Source organism: Caloramator sp., assembly GCF_020054765.1.
Classification (GTDB): domain Bacteria; phylum Bacillota; class Clostridia; order Clostridiales; family Caloramatoraceae; genus Thermobrachium; species Thermobrachium proteoclasticum.
On the sequence record NZ_JAIHAO010000001.1, the window covers coordinates 158618 to 183711 of the forward strand.

Consider the following 25094-nt stretch of genomic DNA (forward strand, 5'->3'; position numbering starts at 1 on the left):
TTATATAATAAATTATAGAATTATCAGACATTTTTTACAAGCATAAATATATAAAATATACTATTTTCCTTAATATGTAAATTATTTTATAAATTTAACAATTGTTTCTATCAAGTCTTCTATTTCCTGTTCTGAAACAAAATCATCCGATGCCTTTAGAATGCAAGATTTTGAATAGTTCTCTAAAATTAATGCACCAACTTTACTTATAGCCGCTCTAACAGCTGCAACCTGAACTAAAATATCCCTACAGTCTGCATTGTTTTCTACCATCTTTTCAATTCCTTTGACTTGACCTTCAATTCTTCTTAATCTTTTTATTAAATCTTCCTTTGTACAACTCATTTTTTTACCCCCTGTTTATTATATCTTTTATAACTTCACCTGCAATTATTAGACCAACAACAGATGGAACAAAGGATATACTTGCAGGAATTTGTTTTCTCTGGTTTTCTTCTATTTGTTCATTATTGTTTCTTCTGATTGGTGTTTCCCTTGAGTAAACAACCTTTAAATCATTTACCCCTCTTTTTTTAAGCTCACTTCTCATAACCTTTGCCAGCGGACAAACAGAAGTTTTATAAATATCTGAAACTTCGAATTTTGTTGGATCTAATTTGTTACCTGCTCCCATACTACTAATAATAGGTATGTTTTTTTCTTTACACCTTACAACTAAATCTATTTTAGAAGAAACTGTATCTATAGCATCAATAACATAATCATAATCATCTTTTAGAAGTTCTTCTGCTGTATCTTTATTATAAAAAGTCTTATATGCAATTACTTGGCAGCTTGGATTTATATCTTTAATTCTTTCTGCCATAACCTCTACCTTAGGTCTTCCAACAGTTTTTGTTGTGGCGTGAATTTGTCTATTTATATTTGTTATACATATATCATCCTTATCAATCAATACTAAACTTCCTACTCCACCTCTTGTTAAGGCCTCTACTGCAAAGGAACCTACCCCTCCTACTCCAAATACTGCAACTTTACTATTTTTAAGCTTTTCTAATGCTTCACGTCCAATTAAAAGCTCAGTTCTTGAAAACGGTTCTAACATATTTTACCTCCTTAAACGTAAGAAAAAACCACCGTATCGGTTGATGGATAGATTGAACCTGCTCTCAGCAGGTGGGTGTCCTCCCTAAAGATTCACGCTTCCTACTACAATTGTGCAGGCCTGCAATCCACTTTAGGAGACCGGACTCCCTTTGTATTGATGTTGGCTCAATACTTAATCCATCTTAACGAATACGGCAGGCTATATTCAATTAGGTTAATTGTATTATACTATAGAATATTTTTTTTGTAAACTTCATTAGTGCCTTATCGGTATATTTAATATATCACTTTATTTTAAATTCATCAATCCACACTTTTAGGTTATGTTGCATTTTTATTTTTGGTTTTCTATAATTTGTATACACAACTCATCTAATTGTTTTTTATCAACTACATTAGGAGCATTTGATAATGGGCAAGCAGCATTTTGATTCTTAGGGAATGCAATCACATCCTTAATGTTTTCTGTGCCTGCAAGGAACATAATTAATCTATCAAATCCATACGCTATTCCTCCGTGTGGAGGTGGACCAAATTTAAAGGCTTCAAGTAGGAATCCAAATCTTTCCCAAGCATCCTCCATTGTAAATCCTAAAGCTTTAAACATTCTTTCTTGAAGTTTTGTATCGTGAATTCTTATACTTCCTCCACCTATTTCCTCGCCATTTAGTACAATATCATAGGCCTTTGCTCTAACTTTTCCAGGCTCAGTTTCAAGTAGCTCTATATCATCATCCATCGGTGAAGTAAATGGATGGTGTACTGCAACATATCTTCCCTCTTCTTCATCATATTCAAGTAGTGGGAATTCTGTAACCCAAAGGAACTTGTATTCTTTATTATCTGGACCTATAAGTCCAAGCTTTCTTGCCAGTTCAAGTCTAAGAGCACCTAAGGATGCAAATACTACCTTTGGTTTATCTGCAACAATTAATATTAAATCTCCATCCTTTGCTTCTGTCTTTTCTATTATTGCATTTAATTCTTCTTCCTTTAAGAATTTTGCTATTTGTGATTTTATTTCACCGTCCTTAAGAGCTATCCAAGCAAGTCCTTTTGCACCATAGGTCTTAACAAAGTCTGTTAATCTATCTATCTCTTTTCTTCCAAAGTCAGCACAGCCTTCTGCATTTATTGCCCTAACGTGACCACCCGATGCAACAGTATCTTTAAATACCTTAAATTCAGAATCCTTAACAATATCTGTTAAATCCTTTAATTCCATACCAAATCTTATATCAGGTTTATCAGAACCATATCTCTCCATAGCCTCTTTATATGGCATTCTTATAAATGGTATTTCTACGTCTACTCCCTTAACTTCCTTAAAAAGTCTTTGAATAAACTTTTCATTAATAGATATTACATCATCTACATCAACAAATGACATTTCAATATCAATTTGAGTAAATTCTGGTTGTCTATTAGCTCTTAAGTCTTCATCTCTAAAACATCTTACAATTTGAAAATATCTATCATAACCTGATATCATAAGTAACTGTTTAAATATTTGTGGTGATTGAGGAAGTGCATAAAATTTTCCTGGGAAATTTCTACTTGGTACCAAGTAGTCTCTTGCACCCTCTGGAGTACTCTTTGTTAAATATGGAGTTTCTATCTCTAAGAATCCATTTTCATCAAAGAAATCACGAACTACCTTTGCAGCCTTATGTCTTATCATTAAATTCCTTTGAAGGTCAGGTCTTCTTAAATCCAAATATCTGTATTTTAATCTTATTGCCTCTGATGCATCTAAGTTTTCCTTTATATATATTGGTGGTGTTTCTGATTCAGAAAGAATTTTTAATGCCTCTACCTTTATTTCTACTTTACCAGTTGGCATATTTAGATTTGGTGATTCTCTTAAAACAACTTCCCCTGTTACAGCAAGAACATATTCACTTCTTATTGAATGTGCCTTTTCAAAGGCTTCTTTGTTTATTTCATCTCCAAATACAACTTGAACAATTCCTGTTCTATCTCTAAGGTCAACAAATATTAGACCTCCTAAATCTCTTCTTCTTTGAACCCAACCCATAACTGTTACTTTGCTGCCTACCTTATCTTCAAATACTTCTCCACACATACAGGTTCTCTTTAAACCATTTAATGCTTCTGCCATTTTTTACCCTCCTTTATTATAAATTCACTTTAATGTCTTCTATAGATGTTTCTTTTTCTTCACCAGTCTCCATGTTCTTAATCTTAACTATTCCTTTACCTAATTCATCATCGCCTATTATAATAACGTAATCTGCACCTATCTTATTTGCATATTTCATTTGTGCCTTTAGGCTTCTGTTCATTAAATCCTTTTCTACACTTATGCCTTCTCTTCTTAAATCAAAGGCAATCCTTGATGAAGCCTTCTTTGCCCTCTCTCCTAAACTTGCAATGTATATTAGTTTTGGTTTCATATTTGGTATTTCTATTCCTTTAGACTCAAGCATTAGTATTAGTCTTTCAATACCAAGTCCAAATCCAACAGCAGGTGTTTTTGAGCCTCCTATTTCTTCAATTAAATTATCATATCTTCCCCCACCGCATACAGTGCTCTTTGCTCCAATATCCTCTGATATTATCTCAAAAACAGTTTTTGTATAGTAGTCTAATCCCCTAACTATATACGGATCAACAACATAATTTATATCTAAAGCATCCAATTCTGACTTTAAATCCTCAAAGTGATTTCTACATTCATCGCAAATATGATCAATTACAACAGGTGCACCCTCTGCAATCTTCTTACAAGTATCATTTTTACAGTCAAGCACTCTTAAAGGATTTCTATCATATCTTTCTTTGCAGGTTGGACATAAATCATCAAAATTCTTCTTTAAATACTCCTTAAGTGCATTGTTATAATTTGGTCTACAATTTGGGCATCCTATGTTATTTATATTAACAGTTAAATCCTGTAGACCTAAATTATTAAAAAAGGCGAAAGCAAGAGATATAACTTCTGCATCAGCTGATGCATCACTTGATCCAAATAGCTCAACACCAAACTGATGATGTTCTCTTAATCTTCCCTTTTGTACCTGTTCATATCTAAATACTGGTGTTATGTAGAAAAGTTTAGTTGGTTGTACCTCTGAATAAAGACCATTTTCTAAAAAGGCTCTTGCTGCTGGAGCTGTTCCCTCTGGTTTTAGTGTTATGCTTCTGCCTGCTTTGTCTAAAAATGTGTACATTTCCTTTTGAAATATGTCTGTTGTCTCTCCAACTCCTCTTTGAACAAGTTCAGTATGTTCAAAGGTTGGTGTTCTTATTTCTGAAAAACCAAAATAAGAACAAACTTCTCTAACTTTTTGTTCTATATACTGCCACTTATAGACATCCTTTGGTAAAACGTCTCTTGTACCCTTTGGTGCCTTTGTTATTAACATAGTATCCCTCCTTAAAACTCTTTATCAAAAAAAGAAACCGTCCCTAAAGCAAGGGACGGGTATTCTTCCCGCGGTGCCACCCTAATTGGCATAGCCCACTTAAATCTATAACGCCGATTGCGTGTATCCCTACTCAATTCAGGTACAAACTCCAGGGTGTCCTTCATCTCCCTTAACTTTAAAACTGCTCTCAATCTAAGGCAGTCTCTCCCTGTAAAGTGTTTGGAAACTACTCCTCCCCTTCATAGCATTTAAATATAAATTTTAGCTTTATTATACAAATACAAATATAACCTGTCAAGTAATATATTTTATTTTGTATATATTATATTGTCACTATCTTTCCTCATCTTCTATTAAGATTCTCTCACTCTCTTCTATAGGCAGTTCCTGAACGGATTTTAGCTTTCTTTCTATAGTCTTTGTCTTCTTTGCTGCAGTCTCTATTGTATTGCTTGCCTCCTGTAATTTCTTTTGTGTTTTTTCAAGTATATCACCAAACTTTGTAAACTCTGTCTTTACAGCACCAAGAAGAGCCCAAACTTCACTTGATCTTTTTTCTATTGCCAGGGTCCTAAATCCCATTTGTAAACTATTTAAAAGAGCCAAAATTGTAGTTGGACCTGTTACTATAACCTTATATTCCCTCTGTAATGTTTCAATCAACCCAACATCTCTAATAACCTCTGCAAATAGGCTTTCTGTTGGCAAAAACATAATCGCAAAGTCTGTGGTATTTGGAGGGTCTATGTATTTTTCAAATATACTCTTTGCCTCCTGTTTTATTCTATTTTCAAGTTGTTTTCTTGCAAAGTCCACGCCTTCCTTATTTCCCTCCTCCTGTGCATCAAGAAGCCTTTGATAGTCCTCCTGTGGAAACTTTGCATCTATAGGCAGGTAAACACATCTGTTTAAATCGTCCTTGCCCGGTAATTTAACTGCAAATTCTACTCTGTCCGAACTACCCTTTTTAGTGGCAACATTTTCTTCATACTGTTCCTTTGTAAGTATTTCAGAAATTATATTTGCAAGTTGAACTTCTCCCCATATTCCTCTAACTTTAACATTTGTAAGAGCCCTCTTTAAATCATTCACTCCAGTTGTTAAGCTTTGTATTTCTCCAAGTTGCTTATAAAGTGCCTCAAGCCTCTCACTTATGTTTTTAAATGACTGGGATAACCTATTTTCTAATGTAGAATGAAGTTTTTCGTCAACGGTTTGCCTCATCTCCTCAAGCTTTTTGTTGTTATCATTTTGAATTTGAGTAAGCTTTTCCTCTACACTTTGCCTTATTTTATCAAGACCATCTTGATTTTTCTTTAGAAAGTCAATTAGTTGGCTACTTACAACTTCAAGTTGCCTATTTTGCATATTTCCAATGTTTGTTATCTGTGTATTCAAACTATCTGTTAAACTTTTAATGCTTTGTAATAATTCCATTCTATTTTGGCTTAAGTTTTTATTTATTTCTTCTCTATTTCTCCCCATTTCATCCTTTATAACATTATTTATCCTATCCTCTAAATTTAGTGATAAATTTCTTAAGGGCCTTTCTATATCTAAAGCACCCTTTTGTTTTAAAATTATTATTAATTGTAATATAACTATAGCAATTAATAGGATTACAATAACTACATCCATATCATCACCCCCAATATAATTATAATTTGGTTGGTTAAATATGTAAATAAAAGATTGAAGTAAAACAAGTTATAGCTAATTTTAGTTATAAAATTTCTTTTTGTAAAATTATGTGTTAAAATAAGATTATCATCAAAAAGGGGTGATGCATTTGAATCCAATAGCCTTTTATGTATTTGGCATTGCAATAAGATGGTATGGAGTTTTAATCGCAGCTGGTATGCTTATTGCATTGATTGTTGCCAAAAATTAATTCAAAGTATTTAAATGTTGATTATGACCAATTTATCGACTGTGCTTTAATATCACTGCCCTTTGGAATAATTGGTGCACGCTTATACTATGTAATATTTAATTATAAGCTCTACATCAACAATCCAATAGACATTTTAAATATAAGAGAAGGTGGACTTGCTATCCACGGTGGAATCATATTTGGTATTCTTGCTGCCTACATATATTCTAAAAAAAGAGGTATAAACCTATTAAACTATCTTGATTTAGCTGCACCTTCAATTGTTCTTGCACAGTCAATAGGCAGGTGGGGTAACTTTTTTAATCAAGAAGCCCACGGTGGTGAAGTATCGAAGGAATATATAAGCAAATTCCCTGAGTTCATACAAAAGGGTATGTTTATAGATGGGAAATACTATCATCCAACTTTTCTCTACGAATCAATATGGAACCTTTTAATATTTATTATATTGATGATTATAATAAGATACATTATAACAAAGCGTGGGAACGTATTCTTTGTATATCTTCTTTTATATTCAATAGGCAGATTCTTAATCGAAGGATTAAGAACCGACAGTTTAATGATAGGGCCATTTAGAACTGCACAGATAGTAAGTGTTATAGGAATTTTAATTTCAACTATGTATATTTTATTAAATAAAGGTAAGGAACTATATTAGGTTCCTTACCTTTACTTATGTAGTATATCATCTATAGCCTCTATTTTTTTATTTATCATCTCATCAATTCTATTTATATACTCCCTAACATCCTTTACATTAGCAACTCTTTCTATTCTATTTTCTTCATCATATACAATCTTTGTTATTGCATCTGCACCTAATGATATGATAGAAATATTTTCAGCAATCATTTGAATGTTGTAAATACATTCCTTGCCTCTCTTGCTGTATCCAACATTCTCCAATGGGCTAACCATATTCTTTTGTCTATACATATAATATGGAATCATACCCATCTCTCTACAACAATTAGCAGCATAATTATACATCGAGATTACATTATCTGTTCTATGTTTATAATCTATTTCATTTAATATTGAGGCTCTTTTTATCGCCATTGTATGTATTGTAATGCTCTCTGGAGATAACTTTTTTAGTTCCTCCATTGTTTTATTTATTGAACCTAAATCTTCATCAGGAAGGCCTACTATAATATCCATATTAATATTATCAAAGCCAATCTCTCGTGCCAAATTAAACTTATCTATAATATCTTTAGTAGAGTGTCTCCTTCCAATTTTAATTAATGTTTCCTCATTCATTGTCTGTGGGTTTATACTAATCCTTGTTACACCATACTTCTTAAGTAAAATTAGCTTATTTTTATCAATTGAATCAGGTCGCCCTGCTTCAAAGGTAAATTCTCTCAATTTTTGTAGATTTACATAATTAGATAATTTGTCAAGTAATCTATTTATTTGTTCAAGACTTAAGGATGATGGCGTTCCTCCACCAAAGTATAAAGTATCAATAGATATACCATTGTCTTTTAGATAACTTAGGATTGAATCAAACTCCTTTATAAGAAAATCTACATATTCCTCAGCTATCTTTTCATTGCCATAAATTGAATTAGAAGCAAAGGAACAGTAAACACACCTTGTTGGACAGAAGGGAATTCCAACATATACGCTAACCTCATTTTTTTCTTTCTCTAAAAATTTTGCTTCATTCTCTGCAACCTCTATAGTTAAATTAGCCTTGTCCTCATTTAAAAGGTAATATTCTATCAAATGCTTCTTTATTTCTTCTAAACTATCCCCTCTTTTTTTAAGTTCGTGAACTATCTTTGTTGGTCTTATTCCAACCAATATTCCCCAGGGAATATTTTTCTCAAAATACCTACTAAGAGCCTTTAAAGCAGTTCTCTTTAAGGAATTTTTTATTAATTTAATATCATTCCCATCTATATTTTCTTTTTCTATTATTTCTCCTATTTTGAATAGAACCTGCTCTTCTTCTAAAATACTTTCTACTTCATAACCATCTTGGCAAAATTCTATTTCTTCCTTTTCATAAAATAGATTTAATATTTGAAATACTTCATATCTGTAATTATGTCCTATAAGTCCTACTCTTACCATCCTATACACCTACAAATACTTTTTAGTCTCCTGTCTTAACCTTTTTACAAACTTTTCACTAACCTTTAATTCTTTTGCTATATCACTATCAGTATAGCCGTTTTCCATCATTTCTGAGTACCTTTCGTAATCTAATTCATCAAGTGGGTTAACATAGGTTTCTGAGTAACCATTTGTTTTTTTCTTTTTCATATTAACCTCTCCTTTTATAAATTCAAATACATTTTTCCCACTTTGATGTCCATATATTCAATTTATTTTAAAAATGGGTTAAATCTTTTTTCAAACCCAATAGTTGTATATATTCCATGTCCTGGATATACCTTTGTTTTATCATTCAAAACTAATAGATTTTCCTTTATAGATTTTATCAACTCATCTTTATTTCCATTTGGAAAATCTGTCCTTCCTATTGAACCTCTAAAAAGGGCATCCCCTGTAAAAACAGAATCACCAACTAATATTGAGATACCACCTGGTGTATGCCCTGGAGTCTCTAATATTTTAAGTTCTAAATTTCCTACTTTTAAAACATTCTGTTGCTCAACATATAAATCAACATCAAAAAGCTTCATATTAGAATATATTGGTATTAATTCAATTGTTCCACCTTCTATTAAATATCTATCTTCTTTATGTGCAACTACTAATGCACCTGTTTCATCCTTTAACTTTTTTACTCCTGCTATATGGTCAGCGTGACCATGAGTTAAAATTACATATTTTAATTTAAAATTCATTGATCTAATATCTTCAATAAGTTCAGTTGTATCTCCACCTGGGTCTACACAAAATGCTTCATTTGTTTCTTCATCTACGACTAAATAACAATTAGTCTGAAAATATCCCACTTCATAAGTTTTAACTATCATTCTAATCACTCCTAAAAGTTTTTCTTACTGTCTAAAAGTAATGTAACTGGACCATCATTCTCAAGATTTACCTTCATATAAGCTTGAAACTGTCCTTTTTCTACTTTTTTTATATATTTTTTACACTCTTCAACAAATTCTAAATACATTTTTTCAGCATAGTCAGGCTTTGCTGCCATCATATAATTTGGTCTTCTTCCCTTTCTACAATCTCCGTAAAGTGTAAATTGTGAAACAACTAAGAGCTCCCCACCAACATCAATTAATGAAAGGTTCATTTTTCCTTCTTCATCATCAAATATTCTTAAGTTACAAACCTTCTCTGCTAAATATTTTATATCATCATCTGTATCTAATTCCTCTACTCCTAATAACACCAATATACCCTTATCAATGCTACCTACAACATTGCCTTCGACTTCAACTCTTGCACTATTTACTCGTTGCACAACAGCTCTCATAAAATCACCCCTAATTTCTGTTTCTATAAACATCTATTACGCCACTTAATTTCCTAAAATCCCTCATTATCTTCTCTAACTGCTCTGTATTTAAAACTTCTAAGGATAAATGTATAGTTGCTGTATTTTTTCTATTCGTTCTTGCATTTATTGCCTTTACTGATACTTTTGTATTTACTATTGTATTTGTAATATCTGCCAAAAGTCCTGTTCTATCTGTGGCTTCTATTTGAATATCTGCAACAAAGGATGATGTATGTTCTCCTGTCCACCTTGCTTCAATAACTCTTTCTGGTTCAACTTCTGATAAATGTTTAAAGTTTGTACAGTCTTTTCTATGAACAGAAACACCTCTACCCTTTGTTATAAATCCTATTATTTCATCACCTGGAACAGGATTGCAGCACTTTGCAAATCTAACCAATAAATCCTTTTCGCCTTTGACTTCAATTCCCTGCTTAACACCCTCACGTTTTCTTTCTCTTTGAATCGGTTTCTTTGGTTCAAAGTCAGCAACACTTTTAATTTCTTCCTTTTCCTTGTCTTTACATAGTTCTTCCTTTATTTTTCCAACAACTAATGAAGCCGATAACGCACCACTGCCAATTGTAGCATATAAGTCATCTATTTGTGCATAGTTAAACCTTTTCAAAACAACGTCTATTATATCCGACTTCATTGCATCAGAATATGATATCTTATGTCTTTTAAGTTCCTTTTCTATAAGCTCTTTGCCCTTTTCAATATTTTCTTCTTTATAAATCCTTTTAAAATACTGCTTTATCTTATTTTTTGCCTGTGAACTTTTTGCTATATTAAGCCAATCTCTGCTTGGACCTTTGGAGGTGCCTGATGTAATTATTTCTACTATATCTCCAGTCTTCAATTTATAATCAAGCGGAACCATTTTACCATTTACCTTAGCACCAATGCATTTATTCCCTATATCGGTGTGAATTCTATAGGCAAAATCTATAGGTGTGGAATCTACTGGTAAATCAATAACTGTTCCCTTAGGTGTAAAAACAAACACTTCATCAGAAAATAAATCAATTTTTACTGTCTCCATAAATTCCTTAGCATCTGTTGTTTGCTTTTGAAACTCAATTATTTCTCTTAGCCACTTTAGTCTATCGCCTAAATCATCACTTGTGATACCCTCTTTATATTTCCAATGAGCTGCAATACCATACTCTGCAGTTCTATGCATTTCCCAAGTTCTTATTTGTATTTCAAATGGCTGACCTCCTGGTCCTATAACTGTCGTATGAATCGATTGGTACATATTAGGCTTTGGCATTGCTATATAATCTTTAAACCTACCTGGTATTGGTTTCCATAATGTATGCACGATACCAAGAGCTGCATAACAGTCTCTTACTGTATCAACTATAACTCTAATCGCCAATAGATCAAATATTTGATCAAATGTTTTATTTTTATATACCATTTTTCTATAAATACTATAGAAATGCTTTGGACGTCCTTCAATATCCGCTATAATACCCGATTGTGATAACTTATTTTTTAGTATATCTATAATTTCATTTAATTCTTTTTCACGTTCGCCCCTTTTTTTCTGTACTTTATTAACCAATTCATAATACTCATCTGGTTTTAAATACCTTAAACATAAGTCCTCAAGTTCCCACTTTATTTTAGAAATACCCAATCTATGAGCAAGAGGTGCAAAAATATCTAAGGTCTCTTGGGCCTTCTCCTTTTGTTTATGTGGTGGAAGATATTTTAAAGTTCTCATATTATGAAGTCTATCAGCAAGTTTTATTAGAATTACCCTAACATCATTTGCCATAGCAACAAGCATCTTTCTAATATTTTCTGCCTGCTGTTCCTCCTTAGATTTATATTCAATTTTACCAAGCTTAGTAACACCTTCGACTAAGAAAGCAATCTGTGGATTAAACATATTTTTAATGTCTTCATAAGTATATTCCGTATCCTCAACCACATCATGTAAAAGAGCAGCACAAATAGTATCAGTATCAAGCCCAAGCTCTATTGTTATTAATGCAACTTCAACTGGATGCATTAAGTAAGGCTCACCTGATTCTCTATATTGATCCTTATGTGCCTTTTCTGCTAATTCATAAGCACGTTTTATTAAATCTATATCAACATCCAACTCCTGTTTTTTTATTTTTTCAATGATTATATCAAGCATAGCCGCCCTCACTTCTCTTGTTTATAATATATGGCTGGTATTCATACCAGCCATATTTTTTATTAATTATATCTCAACTTTTAATTAATTGCAATTTTTTTCGACATTAAAATTCATATTTGATAAGTGATTCTACATTATATTTACCAAGCTTTTCTCTACCATTTAATCCAGTTAATTCAATAAGGAAACACATACCAGCTACTTCTCCACCAAGTTGTTCTACTAAGTTTGCAACAGATGCAATAGTTCCTCCTGTAGCAAGTAAATCATCTACAATTAGAACCCTTTGGCCTGGCTTTATAGCGTCCTTGTGTATTTCAAGACAATCACTTCCATACTCTAAATCATATTCATATTTTAGGGTGTCAGCAGGTAGTTTACCTGGTTTTCTAACAGGTACAAATCCAACACCTAAGCCATATGCAACTGGAGTTCCAAATACAAAACCTCTAGCTTCTGGTCCAACAACTAAATCTATATTCTTATCCTTTGCATATTCAATCATCTTATCAACAGCATATTTAAAAGCTTCTCCATCCTTTAATAGAGTTGTAACATCCTTGAAACTTATACCTTTCTTTGGAAAATCTTCTATTATTCTTATTTTTTCAACTAAATTCATTTTTATACCTCCCACTTTAACTTATTAAATAGTTTTTTCAGATCTTCAATTTTTTTATTATAGTCATCAACTACAATATCCTCAAACTCAGATTTAAATTTTACTAATTTCAGCAGATCATTCTTTATAAATACCTTAGCGATTTCACTGTTTTTTAATGTCATAATAATTTTATACATTTGATATGGATTGACCTTATACTTTACCGATAATACATCAACTGTACCTATAAGTTCATTATGCAGCAAATCACTATAAACTTCAAATAAAATTTCCTTATCAATTTTAATATCTTCATAAAATTCATCTATTAAATCAATTGTTTCCTCTTCATAAAAATTATATACTTTTTTTGCACTATTTAAAACCTTTTCGTATTCATATATTCCTGGCAAGAAGTCGTATATAAGCACTTCTGAATTCATAAAATCTATCTCATCTACATAAGGACAAACTATAAATTGTGCATCAAATCCATCATTTTTAGAAAAATTAACTTTATAAAAATCAGTAAAATATTTTAATTCGTCTAATGATTTTTTTGAAGAAACAAGTATATAACCCTTTTTAAAATAGACAAATTCTTTTAAGAAATTTTCATTTTTAGGTATAAAATTAATGCCATCTAAATTAGAAGTAGATAAATTATTATTATCCATAAACTTTAAATATCTATAATAGTTGCTTTTAAAATACTCCGATAGCCACTTTGTATGAGGTCTAACTGCTTTTATCAATAATTGTAGATTTTTTGTATTATTCCACTTATTAATATCTAAGTTAAATACAACATCAATATTATCCCATTCTTTGTCCTTTAACTCTTCATAGCCATTGAAATAAACTCCATCATAAGTTATATTGTCTTTATCTAAAAGTAACTTTAAATGTTTGTTATTGCTCCCAACTGCTCTTTTAGAAAGAACCTTTAAATTTTCCATATAAAATATGGGGGATGGATTCCCAAAACCATAAGGTTCTAACTTTTTTATTTCTTCAGCTGTTTCAAAAGTAACATCTTCTGAGGACATTTCTAAATCTATATAAAGTTTAGGTAAAAACATTTCTACATCCATTTCTTTAGCATATTCATTTAATCTTGCAATAAGCTCACTAATCTTTGATTTTTCTATAGTTAAGCCTGCTGCAAGTTCGTGTCCACCAAACTTCACTAATATATCATCACATTTTAATAGATTTTCAAAGAGATTAAAACCCTCTATACTCCTGCCTGATCCCTTACACAATCCATCTTTATCTTCACAAAGAAGAATCACTGGTCTATGAAAACGTTCTACTAACCTTGACGCAACTATTCCCACTACACCAACGTGCCAAAAGGGTGACGAAAGGACTATTACTCTGTCTTTAGTTAAATCAAAATTATTTTGTATCATAATAAGGGATTCATTTAATATCTCTTCCTCTATTTTTTGACGGCTTCTGTTTTCTTGATCAAGATATTTTGCTATTTGCATCGCCTTATCTTCATCAGTTGTTGTAAATAATTCAACTGCTATTCTTGCATCACTTAATCTTCCTACTGCGTTTATTCTTGGTGCAATTTGAAAAGCTATTCCATAGGATGTAACTTCACTAATTCCTGCTACATTTTTTAATGCTTTAATACCAGATTTTTCACTATATTGAAGCTTTTTTAATCCTTGGCTTACAATAATTCTGTTTTCGCCAGTAATTTCGACAATATCTGCTATTGTGCCTATTGCACATAAATCTAAAAATTCTTCAAAGCCTGATAAATTATATCTAATCCACAAAGCCTGAACTAACTTAAAGGCGACTCCACATCCTGCCAAATTTTTATTTGGATATGTACAATCGTGCCTTTTAGGATTAATTACATAAGTATTTGGTATTACATCTTTACATTCGTGATGATCTGTTATTATTATATCCATTCCAAGTTCCTTTACGTATTCTACTTCTTCAACAGCAGTAATACCACAATCCACAGTTATAATCAAATCAGTTGCTAGCTGTTTAATGTAGTCTATCGCATCTTTATTTATACCATATCCTTCATTTAATCTATCAGGAATATAAAAGGAAACATCCACTCCTAATCTTCTAAAGGCTCTTATTAATATAGATGTACTTGTTATGCCATCAACATCATAGTCCCCATAAACAACAATCTTTTCTCTCTTTTTTATAGCTAAATCAATTCTTTCTACTGCTCTATCCATATCCTTTAACAAATAGGGATTAAAAAGGTTTTCTATTTTGGGGTTTAAAAAATCAAGAGCCTCTTTAGGTAGACTTATTCCTCTTGAATTCAATAGAGAATTTATTATTCTGTTTTTGTGAAGATTCTGGTTAACCTGTTCTACTTTTTTTATAACCCACTTCTTCATAGCACTTTTCCCCTCATTTTAGTTGAAACATATATATTATAAATTAGTTATAAAACTATTTCAATGGGGAAAAGAAAAAATAGTCAGGATAAACCTGACTATTTTTATTATGCCATTTTCTTTTCAGTCCATATATACCAAATAGGGCTTGCTATAAATATTGATGAATATGTACCACTTAGTATTCCTATAATAAGTGGAAGTGCAAACTCCTTAATTGAAGTAACTCCAAATACATAAAGAGCAGTTATTGTAAATAAAGTTGTTAAAGTTGTATTTATTGATCTTTTAATTGTTTGACTTATACTACCATTAACAAGATCTTTTGTATTACTAAATATTCCCCTTTTCTTATTTTCCCTTATTCTATCAAAAACAACTATTGTGTCATTAATTGAGTAACCTAAAACTGTAAGAATAGCTGCCACAAAACTACTATTTACAGGAATTTGCAAAAATACATAAACAGATATAGTTATTAAAACGTCGTGTATTAATGCAATTATAGCTGCTACACCGAATCTAAATTCAAATCTTAATGAAATATATATTAGCATTAATACAACTGCAACTAATGATGAATAGATAGCATTTCTCCTTAATTCCTTACCAATTGATGGTCCTATTCTATCTGTATATCTTGGCTTTTCTTGCTTTAAGTTAAATTTGTCCTTTATTTCTTTATAAAGTTGTGGAATTTGTTCATCAGTTATAGCATTACCTCTAATTGTAACCTCATCTGTACCAACCTTTTGTACTTGTGATGAAGAATCATATTTTGCTGAAATTTTTCTTATCTCCTCTAAAACACCATTATCTGGTTCTTTGTCCATCTTAACTGTAACTACTGTTCCACCTTTAAAATCAATACCTAAATTTAAGCCCTTAAAGGCCCAAATCAGCATTCCAACTATTATTATTGAAAGTGATATAGCAAACCATACTCTTGCTCTTTCTACTATTTTTAACATCAAAATCCCTCCCCTTATGCTCCATACATTTTTTGGTTGTCAATCCAGTTTGAATTAACAAAATTCTTCAATAGAAATTTTGTTACAGTAATTGCTGTAAATAGTGAACATACAACACCTGTTACAAGGGTAAGGGCAAAACCTTTAACTTGACCTGCACCAAGCCACATTAAAACTAAACCTGCAATAATTGTAGTTATATTAGAGTCAAGAATAGATGGTAATGCTCTGCTAAAACCTGCATCCACAGCAGTTCTTATGGATTTACCTAATTTCAATTCTTCCTTTATTCTCTCAAATATTAGTACGTTGGCATCAACAGCCATACCAATTGATAATAATAAACCTGCAATACCAGGTAGAGTAAGAGTCGCCTTTAATACTGTTGTAAATATAAGCATTGTAAGCATAATATAAACTGCAAGTGCAAGGTCAGCTATAATTCCAGGCACTCTATAGTAAATTACCATAAATAACATCATTAATGCTATACCAATAGTAGCAGCCTTTTTACTTGTTGGAATAGCATCTGCACCAAGTGATGGTCCTATTGTTTTTACAGTTGCAGGTACTAATTCTACAGGCAGTGCTCCTGATTTTATTATACCAGCAAGTCTTTTTGCTTCTTCAATATCCTTGCTTCCTTCTATTATAGCTTCCCCAGTTGTTATCACACTCTTTACTACTGGTGCTGATACAAGTTCTTCGTCCATATATATTGATATAACTTGGCCTACATATTTTTCAGTTGCTTCAGCAAACTTCTTAGTTCCAGCTTCATTTAATTTTAGCTGAACAACAGGCTGGTTTGTCTGTTGATTAACTCCAACTGTTGCATCCTTTATATCTTCTCCTGTTATAACAATATCATTGTTTGGTCCTCTAAATGTTAGTTTTCCTGTTTTTCCTATTTGTTTTAGAGCATTTTCCGCATCATAAACTCCAGGAATTTCTATTCTTATTCTGTTTTGTTGTGTAACAGTAACAACTGACTCATTAACACCTAAGGCATTAACTCTTAGCTCTATTAGTTGCTTTGTTCTCTCTATAGTTTCCTTTGATACATTATCTCCCTTTATTTCCTCTTCAATATAGACTCCACCCTTTAGGTCAAGTCCTAATTTTGTTATTTCTCCAATTGAACTTATCTTATAATCACCTACTATAAGTCCTGATGATAGTATGTAGGCAAAAAGAACTATTAATACAGATGAAATTATGAACTTTAGTCTACTTTTTGTCTTAACTCGCATTTAAAATCCCCCTTTCAGATTACAACAATCTTGCATCATTAATTACAAGTTGGAAGTTAGTGTTTAAAAATGCAGCAGCCTTTCTACACATCATCATCCTTGCTAAGAAAATCTCAAAGTATTCCATGACAGGACATATCTCTATATTTATCTTAAGATTTAATCTTATTATTCTTTCATCCTTAATAATTTCTACCTCTGACCTCTCTGCTGCATAGTTAACTCTGTCGTGTATATCAAATGTTGCAAATTCCTTGTTTCTCACCCTCCCTCTATGTACATCTGTTTTATCTGCTATAATAAGTGCAGCCGCAATATCATTTACAGGATGACCATATTCTTCTTCGTGATTTCCAATTGCCGATGCAATATATGCAATCTCATCATATTTCATTCCCATTTCCTTTAGTATTCTCATTGCAAGAATTGCACCTGTCTGTCCATGGTCATGTCTACTTACAACATTACCAATATCGTGTAAAAAACCTGCAATAGCTGCAAGTTCAACCTCTCTATCCGAATATCCTAATTTTTTTAGGATATCTGAAGCTATATTTGATACTATTGTAGCATGTCTTAAACTGTGCTCTGTAAAGCCCATTGATCCTAAAAATTTGTCACCTTGTTGCATATAGGTTTTAACTTCTTCATTGTTTTTAACATCATTTAATGTAATCATATAGCTCCACCTCTTATATTATTCTACGTATTCTTTAAAATTCCTGCTAATTTTAGTAAAAGTTTTTTATTACATAAAAAAAGGGATAGAACCCCCTTTATCATTTATAATCTTGAGCAAGGCTCATATAATTTATTGCAGACTGTCTTATGTTTTCTATTTCTTCATCAGTTAGCTGTCTTACAACCTTTGCAGGAGTTCCCATTACTAAACTCTTTGGGGGTATTTCTTTGCCCTGTGTAACTACAGAACCTGCCGCAACTATTGAATCTTCTCCAATAACTGCACCATTTAATATAACTGCACCCATTCCAATAAGGCATCTATCCTTAACCTGTGCACCATGAACTATTGCATTGTGGCCTATCGTAACATAATCCCCAATTAGCGTTGGAGCATTTTTATCTGAATGAAGAACACAACCATCCTGAATGTTAACGCACTTCCCTATAGATATTTTATTTATATCTCCCCTTAAAACTGCCCTATACCAAATGCTACTTCCTTCTTTTACTTCTACTTCACCTATTATATCTGCTGATTCAGCAACAAATACATCCTGTGCAATTTTAGGAAGTTTTTCGAAATAATTTCTTATCATATTTATTCCTCCATAAGTTTAGCTTTTATAGCTATTGCACATTCAACCCTCTTCTTCATCATTTTACAGCCAAGTTCGTATGGTATGTGTATATCTTTGTTGAAGCTGTAGTTATTTGCTTGACATCCTCCTGAACAATAAAACCTTGCCCAACATTCCATACATTTTGGCTTATTATATATATGTCCATTTTTAAAGGTTTTTATTAATTCATCATTTGATATTCCATCAAAAACATTTCCCAATTTAAACTCTTCATTACCTACAAATTGGTGACAAGGATATATATCTCCGTCTGGAGTTACTGCAACATATTCATATCCTGCACCGCAACCTGAAATTCTTTTATAAACACAAGGTCCTCCATTTACATCTATATTAAAATGATAGAATTTAAATCCTCTTCCTTGTTTTTCTCTATTTACTATCTCTTCTGCTAATTTATCATATTGTTCAAATATTGTATCTAAGTCCTCTTCTCTTAAAGAAAGAGGATGCTTGTCTTCAAGAACTACAGGTTCAATCGATATTTCCTTAAAACCTTCATCTGCAAGCATCATTACATCATTATAAAAATCAAGATTTTCTCTTGTGAAGGTTCCTCTAACATAATATTGCTTTCCATCTTTTCTTTTTTCAACCATTGCCTTTATTTTAGGTAATATATCATCAAAGGTTCCAGTACCATCATATCTTATTCTTATTTTATCATTAACCTCTTTTCTTCCATCAATGCTTAAAACTACATTACCCATATTTTCATCTATAAATTCCATTATTTCATCATTAAGTAATGTAGCGTTTGTTGTTATTGTAAATCTTATATTTTTTCCTGTCTCTTTTTCTCTTTTTCTTGCATATTCTACTATTTCTTTAACAGTCTTAAAATTCATTAATGGTTCTCCACCAAACAAATCAACCTCAACATTTCTTCTTGGACCAGCGTTTTCTATAACAAAATCTACTGCTCTTTTTCCTACTTCAGGTGACATAAGCTTTCTTTCACCCTTATAATCACCCTCTGAAGCAAAGCAGTACTTACACTTTAGATTGCAATCATGTGCTATATTTAAGCACATAGCCTTTATATATGATGGCCCATTATCATTTAATATTATATTTTTATATGGATCCTCAGTATAAAGTAAACCTTCTTCCTCTAACTGTTTTATTTCGTTATATGCTTCCTCTATTTGTTCTTCTGTATACTTGTCTTTTAAATTTATTAGAATTTCACTTAAATCCTTATATTTATAATAATCTAATACATCATAAACAATATCATCAACAACGTGAATTGCTCCACTGTTTACATCTATTACTATGTTCATTCCCATTTGTTTAAATTTGTGTAGTTTCAACGTTTTTTCCTCCTTATTCAATAGTTAAAAAGCAGTAACATAAGTTACTGCCATAAATTATCTATTCTCGCATTCAAGATTTGCAACTGTACAAGAAGTTTTACAAGCTGATTGGCATGAGTTCGCACACTCTTTGCATCCTGGTTTTGCTATGCTGTTCTTAAGAGCACCCATGTTTATTGTCTTTATATGCTTCATGTCTACTCCTCCTTTTTTTATGCTTTACACTTTTATGATTATAACACATTAAAAGTTTATACTCAAGAGTAAAAAGTATTTTGTGCATAAAATGTTAATATTAACTTAACTAAGTCATTTTTTCATCTTATCTATCTGCCAAAATAATACCAATAAGTCCAGAGAAAATTCCAATAACTAAGGACATAATTAACATAATTACTAATCCTTTAAAATGAATATTACCCTTTTGTACAAATAAGGATACCATTCCTACCACAACCATATAAAGTATCCCTATTATTCCACCGTGAAGGTATCCCTTTGTCTTAATTTTAAAACATCCATATAAAGCTGCATAAACAATGCTAAGCACTGTTATTATAAATGTAACTGTATCTATATGTTTTGGATCTAAATTAGAATAATGAAATACAACAGCTGTTATTAAAAGCAATACAATAGATAAAATTATTCCTCTAATTATTGATTTTAAATAAATTATTGGAATATTTTCTTTAATATCTTGTTTTGACATTAAACCACCCCCATATTAATTATATGAGGGTGGCTCAATTATTTATGATTAAAATGTCCACTTACCTTCATTATATCCATATTTTTCAAAGAATTCCTCTTTAAAATCAAGAAGTCTATCTTCCATAATAGCCTGTCTTACATCTTCCATAAGCTTTAATAAGAATCTTAAGTTATGTATTGTTGTAAGTCTTGCACCTAATATCTCCTTTGCCTTAAATAAGTGTCTTATATATGCTCTTGAATAGTTTTTACAAGCATAACAATCACATTCTTCATCAAGTGGTCTAAAGTCTTCTGCATATTCTGCATTTCTAACAACCAATTTACCCTTGCTTGTAAATACTGTACCATTTCTTGCTATTCTTGTTGGAAGAACACAATCAAACATATCGACTCCTCTTATAACACCCTCTAAAAGAGCATCTGGACTACCTACACCCATCAAATATCTTGGTTTGTTTTCTGGAAGAAGATGTACTGTCCAATCTAAAACTTCATACATTATATCCTTTGGTTCACCAATACTCAATCCTCCAACAGCATATCCTGGGAAGTCAAGCTTTATCATTTCCCTTACACTTTCTTCTCTTAAATCTCTATACATTCCACCTTGAATTATTCCAAATAAAGCTTGCTTTTCTGTATTTTTATGAGCCTTAAGACATCTCTCTGCCCATCTTATAGTTCTATAGAGCGAATTTTTAGCATAATCATAATCACAAGGATAAGGCAAGCACTCATCAAAGGCCATTATAATATCTGCACCTAATGCATTCTCAATTTCTATTGCCTTTTCTGGTGAAATGAAATGTTTAGAACCATCAATATGGGATCTAAAGGTAACGCCCTCCTCTGTTATATCCCTCAATTGACTTAAACTAAATACTTGAAATCCTCCACTATCTGTAAGTATAGGTCTATCCCAGTTCATAAATTTATGCAGACCGCCAGCTTTTTCTACCAATTTTTCACCTGGTCTCATATATAGATGATATGTATTACTTAATATAATTTGAGCACCTATTTCCTTTAGTTCCTCAGGAGTCATTGTTTTTACTGTTGCTTGTGTTCCAACAGGCATAAATATAGGTGTTTCAATTACTCCGTGTGGCGTATGTAGCCTTCCAAGTCTTGCCCCAGACTGTTTACAAGTTTTTATTAGTTCATATCTAATTGCTCCCATATTTTTTCCTCCTATTTTATAAACATTGCATCTCCAAAGCTAAAGAATCTGTATTTTTCCTTAACTGCTGTATTATATGCATTTAGAACCTTTTCACGTCCAGCCATTGCACTTACAAGCATTATAAGCGTTGACTCAGGTAAATGAAAGTTAGTTATTAGGCAATCTACGCACTTGAAATTATATCCTGGGTAAATAAAAATATCTGTCCAACCACTTTGTGGTATAACAAATCCATTTTCATCTGATGCTGTCTCTAAAGTTCTACAGGATGTTGTTCCAACAGCTATAATTCTTTTTCCATTCTTTTTTGTATTATTTATAATTTTTGCATTTTCCTCATCTATCATATAAAACTCTGAGTGCATTTTATGTTCTTCTATATTTTCAACCTTAACTGGTCTAAAGGTTCCAAGTCCTACGTGCAGGGTTAAATATGCAATCTTTACCCCTTTATTTTTAATTTTTTCTAAAAGCTCATTTGTAAAGTGTAGTCCAGCGGTAGGTGCTGCAGCTGATCCCTCAACCTTTGAATAAACAGTTTGATATCTCTCCCTATCCTTAAGTTCAGCCTTGATATATGGTGGAAGAGGCATATTACCTAATCTATCTAATATTTGCTCAAAAACGCCCTCATATTTAAACTCTATAATTCTACCACCTGATTCTGTATTATCTAAAACCTCACAGCGTAATTCTCCATCGCCAAACACAAACTTTGATCCTATCTTTGCTTTTTTACCGGGTTTAACCAATGTTTCCCATTTATCTTTATCTATTCTTTTTAAAAGAACAAATTCAACATTTGCCCCTGTATCTTCCTTTACACCAAATAACCTTGCAGGAATTACTCTGCTATTATTTAGAACTAAACAATCTCCCTCATTTAAAAACTCAATAATATCTTTAAATATTCTATGTTCAATTTCACCAGTTTTTTTATCTAAAACCATTAACCTTGACATATCTCTTGGTTCAATAGGTGTTTGTGCAATCAACTCCTCTGGTAAATCAAAATAAAAGTCCTTTACATTCATTAAATCACCTCTAAATATAAAGTTAGTAATTACAATAATTATTATTCATTATTTTTCTTCAAATTTAGATGTTTATATGCTGCTTCTGTTGCTATTCTTCCCCTTGGTGTTCTACTTATAAATCCAATCTGCAATAGATAAGGCTCATATACATCCTCAATTGTATCGCTTGATTCTCCTATGCAGTAGGATAACGTATCAAGTCCGACAGGACCTCCTCCAAATTTATTTATTATTGTTAAAAGCATCTTTCTATCTAAATTGTCTAATCCTAATTCATCTACATCCAATAAATTTAGAGCCTGCACAGCTATTTCATAGTTTATAACACCATCACCTTTAACCTCTGCAAAATCTCTAACCCTTTTTAATAATCTATTAGCAATTCTTGGCGTTCCCCTCGACCTCTTAGCAATTTCTGTTGCTCCCTCTAATGTTATTTCAGTTTTTAGTATTTTTGAAGAACGCATTATTATCTGTGTTAAATCCTCAACATTGTAATATTCAAGTCTACAAATTACACCAAATCTATCTCTTAATGGTGACGTTAGCATACCTGCCCTTGTAGTTGCTCCTATTAATGTAAACTTTGGTAAGTCAATTCTTATAGAACGTGCACTTGGCCCCTTTCCTATTATAATATCAAGTGCAAAATCCTCCATTGCAGGATATAGTATTTCTTCAACACTTCTATTTATTCTGTGTATTTCATCTATAAAAAGAACATCATTCTCTCCTAAATTTGTAAGAATAGCCGCCAAATCTCCTGCCTTTTCTATCGCTGGACCAGATGTAATCCTAAGACCAGCTCCCATTTCATTTGCTATTATTGCCGCAAGGGTTGTTTTACCAAGTCCTGGAGGTCCATATAACAAAACGTGGTCTAAGGATTCCCTTCTATTTTTTGCTGCCTTAATGAAAATGTCAAGTTTTTCTTTTACCTCACTTTGACCTATATACTCACTTAATGTCTTTGGTCTTAAGCTACCCTCTATATCTAAATCTTCATATTTTAAATTTGAAGCTACTATCCTATCCTCCAATTTTATTCACCTAACCTTTCATTAGCACCTTAAGTGAAAGCTTTATAATATCCTCCAACGAATTAGCTTGACTTGAAACCTTTGATACCGCAAAGAAAGCTTCCTTTCTTGAATATCCTAAGGCCATAAGAGCACCTATTGCCTCATTTTCATCTAATCCATTAATATTAATAGTTTCTTCATCCTGTTCTCCTTGTGTTAAATCAACATCCTTAAACTTATCCTTCAATTCCAATATTATTCTTTGAGCTGTCTTCTTTCCAACTCCCTGAGCCTTTACAATCATCTTCTCATTATTTGTAACTACAGCTAATATAAAGTCCGAAGCTGTAACTGTTGATAAAATTGAAACCGCAGCCTTTGGGCCTACACCTGATACAGAAATTAACATCTTAAATATATTTAATTCTTCTTTATTTAAAAAACCATAAAGTACATTTTCATCTTCTTTTATTTGTTGATATGTATATATTTTTATTTTTTCATTTTTATTTTGTAGCTTTTGGATATCTCTATGGGTCATACAAATCTTATATCCAATATCATTGCACTCTAAAACCACACCATCATCAAGTATTTCATCTACTATCCCCTTAATGTAGTATATCATATCATTCACCTCATCTCATCATAAAAAAATTACTCATATTGTTTGTATGTGCGTGACATATAGCAATAGCAAGTGCATCTGCAACATCATCAGGCTTTGGTATTTCCTTTAAGTTTAATAAAACCTTAACCATCTGCTGTATCTGTTTTTTGTCAGCTCGTCCATATCCTACTACTGCTTGCTTTACCTGAAGAGGAGTATATTCATAAATAGGTATTTTATTTTTTTGAGCTACTAAAACTGCTACGCCTCTTGCTTGACCAACAGTTATTGCTGTTTTGGCATTTTGATTAAAGAATAGTTCCTCCAGTGCAAATGCATCAGGTTTATACATTTTAATTATTTCATTTAATTCATCATATATTATTTCAAGCCTTTGAGGCACTGTATTTTTAGTTGTTGTTGTAATAGCTCTATAATCTAAAACACTAAATTTATTCTGCTTATGCTCAATTATTCCTATCCCCACAATCGCAATTCCTGGGTCTAAACCTAATATTATCATAATATCCTCCTGTACGAAAATTTGTTCGAATTTGATTATAGCAAAAAAAAAAGAGGATGCAAAGAGTTTGCATCCAGGCTGTTGAAAAAGTTATATATTGATTAGCCCCATGAAGGATTTCTTGGGCATTCGTTCATTTCGCTAAGCAATTCTAAGCTTTTCTTTGTTTGAAAAAGT

Annotated in this window: 24 protein-coding genes, 1 other RNA gene, 1 pseudogene and 1 other annotated feature; of the genes and pseudogenes, 1 reads left to right on the forward strand and 25 read right to left on the reverse strand. The window is 31.8% G+C overall.

Annotated features, from left to right (window positions below):
- Positions 1–81 precede the first annotated feature (81 nt).
- The 6 genes from JG776_RS00835 to rmuC all read right to left on the reverse strand — a co-directional run bounded on the left by JG776_RS00835 (position 82) and on the right by rmuC (position 6098).
- Complete coding sequence (locus tag JG776_RS00835; RefSeq protein ID WP_027308026.1) at positions 82–345, reverse strand: metal-sensitive transcriptional regulator; 264 nt, start codon at positions 343–345, stop codon at positions 82–84.
- A 4-nt stretch (positions 346–349) separates the two neighbouring features.
- Positions 350–1066, reverse strand: a complete 717-nt coding sequence (locus JG776_RS00840; protein ID WP_291963959.1) for a tRNA threonylcarbamoyladenosine dehydratase — start codon at positions 1064–1066, stop codon at positions 350–352.
- A gap of 21 nt (positions 1067–1087) precedes the next feature.
- Positions 1088–1272, reverse strand: a non-coding RNA gene (ssrS, locus tag JG776_RS00845) — 6S RNA.
- 130 nt (positions 1273–1402) lie between these two features.
- Entirely contained in the window at positions 1403–3190 is a 1788-nt protein-coding gene (aspS, locus tag JG776_RS00850) for an aspartate--tRNA ligase (protein ID WP_291963960.1), read from the reverse strand.
- A gap of 16 nt (positions 3191–3206) precedes the next feature.
- Positions 3207–4457: a histidine--tRNA ligase gene (gene hisS, locus JG776_RS00855; protein ID WP_291963961.1), complete on the reverse strand. Its 1251-nt coding sequence runs from the start codon at positions 4455–4457 to the stop codon at positions 3207–3209.
- 48 nt (positions 4458–4505) lie between these two features.
- Positions 4506–4712: a binding site (T-box leader), on the reverse strand.
- Between the two features lie 81 nt (positions 4713–4793).
- A complete protein-coding gene (rmuC, locus tag JG776_RS00860) occupies positions 4794–6098 on the reverse strand; it encodes a DNA recombination protein RmuC (protein ID WP_291963962.1) in 1305 nt (434 codons plus the stop codon).
- A 145-nt stretch (positions 6099–6243) separates the two neighbouring features.
- On the opposite strand from rmuC, the pseudogene lgt reads away from it, so the two are divergent.
- Positions 6244–7015: pseudogene (gene lgt / locus JG776_RS00865) on the forward strand (prolipoprotein diacylglyceryl transferase).
- Positions 7016–7026: 11 nt separating this feature from the next.
- On the opposite strand, the gene hemZ reads toward lgt, so the two are convergent.
- From hemZ to ruvC, 19 genes are all read right to left on the reverse strand, one after another.
- Positions 7027–8442, reverse strand: a complete 1416-nt coding sequence (gene hemZ / locus JG776_RS00870) for a coproporphyrinogen dehydrogenase HemZ (RefSeq protein ID WP_291963963.1) — start codon at positions 8440–8442, stop codon at positions 7027–7029.
- A 9-nt stretch (positions 8443–8451) separates the two neighbouring features.
- Entirely contained in the window at positions 8452–8634 is a 183-nt protein-coding gene (locus JG776_RS00875; protein ID WP_291963964.1) for a hypothetical protein, read from the reverse strand.
- 62 nt (positions 8635–8696) lie between these two features.
- Positions 8697–9314, reverse strand: a complete 618-nt coding sequence (locus JG776_RS00880) for an MBL fold metallo-hydrolase (protein WP_291963965.1) — start codon at positions 9312–9314, stop codon at positions 8697–8699.
- A gap of 11 nt (positions 9315–9325) precedes the next feature.
- On the reverse strand, positions 9326–9775 hold the full coding sequence (dtd, locus tag JG776_RS00885; RefSeq protein ID WP_027308035.1) for a D-aminoacyl-tRNA deacylase: 450 nt from the start codon (positions 9773–9775) through the stop codon (positions 9326–9328).
- 10 nt (positions 9776–9785) lie between these two features.
- Positions 9786–11957, reverse strand: coding sequence for a bifunctional (p)ppGpp synthetase/guanosine-3',5'-bis(diphosphate) 3'-pyrophosphohydrolase (locus JG776_RS00890; protein WP_291963966.1), 2172 nt, complete (start codon positions 11955–11957; stop codon positions 9786–9788).
- A 106-nt stretch (positions 11958–12063) separates the two neighbouring features.
- The gene (locus JG776_RS00895; RefSeq protein ID WP_291963967.1) at positions 12064–12582 is read right to left on the reverse strand and encodes an adenine phosphoribosyltransferase; all 519 of its coding nucleotides are present in this window, start codon (positions 12580–12582) and stop codon (positions 12064–12066) included.
- A 2-nt stretch (positions 12583–12584) separates the two neighbouring features.
- Complete coding sequence (gene recJ / locus JG776_RS00900; RefSeq protein ID WP_291963968.1) at positions 12585–14957, reverse strand: single-stranded-DNA-specific exonuclease RecJ; 2373 nt, start codon at positions 14955–14957, stop codon at positions 12585–12587.
- A gap of 107 nt (positions 14958–15064) precedes the next feature.
- Positions 15065–15928 (reverse strand): protein translocase subunit SecF, encoded by an 864-nt coding sequence (secF, locus tag JG776_RS00905; RefSeq protein WP_291963969.1) that lies wholly within the window; start codon positions 15926–15928, stop codon positions 15065–15067.
- A 14-nt stretch (positions 15929–15942) separates the two neighbouring features.
- Positions 15943–17181, reverse strand: coding sequence for a protein translocase subunit SecD (gene secD / locus JG776_RS00910; RefSeq protein ID WP_291963970.1), 1239 nt, complete (start codon positions 17179–17181; stop codon positions 15943–15945).
- Between the two features lie 19 nt (positions 17182–17200).
- The gene (locus tag JG776_RS00915; RefSeq protein ID WP_291963971.1) at positions 17201–17860 is read right to left on the reverse strand and encodes an HD domain-containing protein; all 660 of its coding nucleotides are present in this window, start codon (positions 17858–17860) and stop codon (positions 17201–17203) included.
- Positions 17861–17960: 100 nt separating this feature from the next.
- Complete coding sequence (locus JG776_RS00920) at positions 17961–18461, reverse strand: gamma carbonic anhydrase family protein (protein WP_291963972.1); 501 nt, start codon at positions 18459–18461, stop codon at positions 17961–17963.
- Between the two features lie 2 nt (positions 18462–18463).
- Positions 18464–19822: a thioether cross-link-forming SCIFF peptide maturase gene (scfB, locus tag JG776_RS00925; RefSeq protein ID WP_291963973.1), complete on the reverse strand. Its 1359-nt coding sequence runs from the start codon at positions 19820–19822 to the stop codon at positions 18464–18466.
- Between the two features lie 57 nt (positions 19823–19879).
- Positions 19880–20020, reverse strand: coding sequence for a six-cysteine ranthipeptide SCIFF (gene scfA, locus JG776_RS00930; RefSeq protein ID WP_018662320.1), 141 nt, complete (start codon positions 20018–20020; stop codon positions 19880–19882).
- A gap of 127 nt (positions 20021–20147) precedes the next feature.
- Positions 20148–20537 (reverse strand): TIGR04086 family membrane protein, encoded by a 390-nt coding sequence (locus JG776_RS00935; RefSeq protein ID WP_291963974.1) that lies wholly within the window; start codon positions 20535–20537, stop codon positions 20148–20150.
- A gap of 48 nt (positions 20538–20585) precedes the next feature.
- Complete coding sequence (gene tgt / locus JG776_RS00940; RefSeq protein WP_027308044.1) at positions 20586–21722, reverse strand: tRNA guanosine(34) transglycosylase Tgt; 1137 nt, start codon at positions 21720–21722, stop codon at positions 20586–20588.
- Positions 21723–21733: 11 nt separating this feature from the next.
- A complete protein-coding gene (gene queA / locus JG776_RS00945) occupies positions 21734–22759 on the reverse strand; it encodes a tRNA preQ1(34) S-adenosylmethionine ribosyltransferase-isomerase QueA (protein WP_291963975.1) in 1026 nt (341 codons plus the stop codon).
- 41 nt (positions 22760–22800) lie between these two features.
- Positions 22801–23802, reverse strand: coding sequence for a Holliday junction branch migration DNA helicase RuvB (gene ruvB, locus JG776_RS00950; RefSeq protein ID WP_291963976.1), 1002 nt, complete (start codon positions 23800–23802; stop codon positions 22801–22803).
- Between the two features lie 10 nt (positions 23803–23812).
- On the reverse strand, positions 23813–24412 hold the full coding sequence (gene ruvA / locus JG776_RS00955; protein WP_291963977.1) for a Holliday junction branch migration protein RuvA: 600 nt from the start codon (positions 24410–24412) through the stop codon (positions 23813–23815).
- A gap of 10 nt (positions 24413–24422) precedes the next feature.
- The gene (gene ruvC / locus JG776_RS00960) at positions 24423–24917 is read right to left on the reverse strand and encodes a crossover junction endodeoxyribonuclease RuvC (protein ID WP_291963978.1); all 495 of its coding nucleotides are present in this window, start codon (positions 24915–24917) and stop codon (positions 24423–24425) included.
- Positions 24918–25094 lie beyond the last annotated feature (177 nt).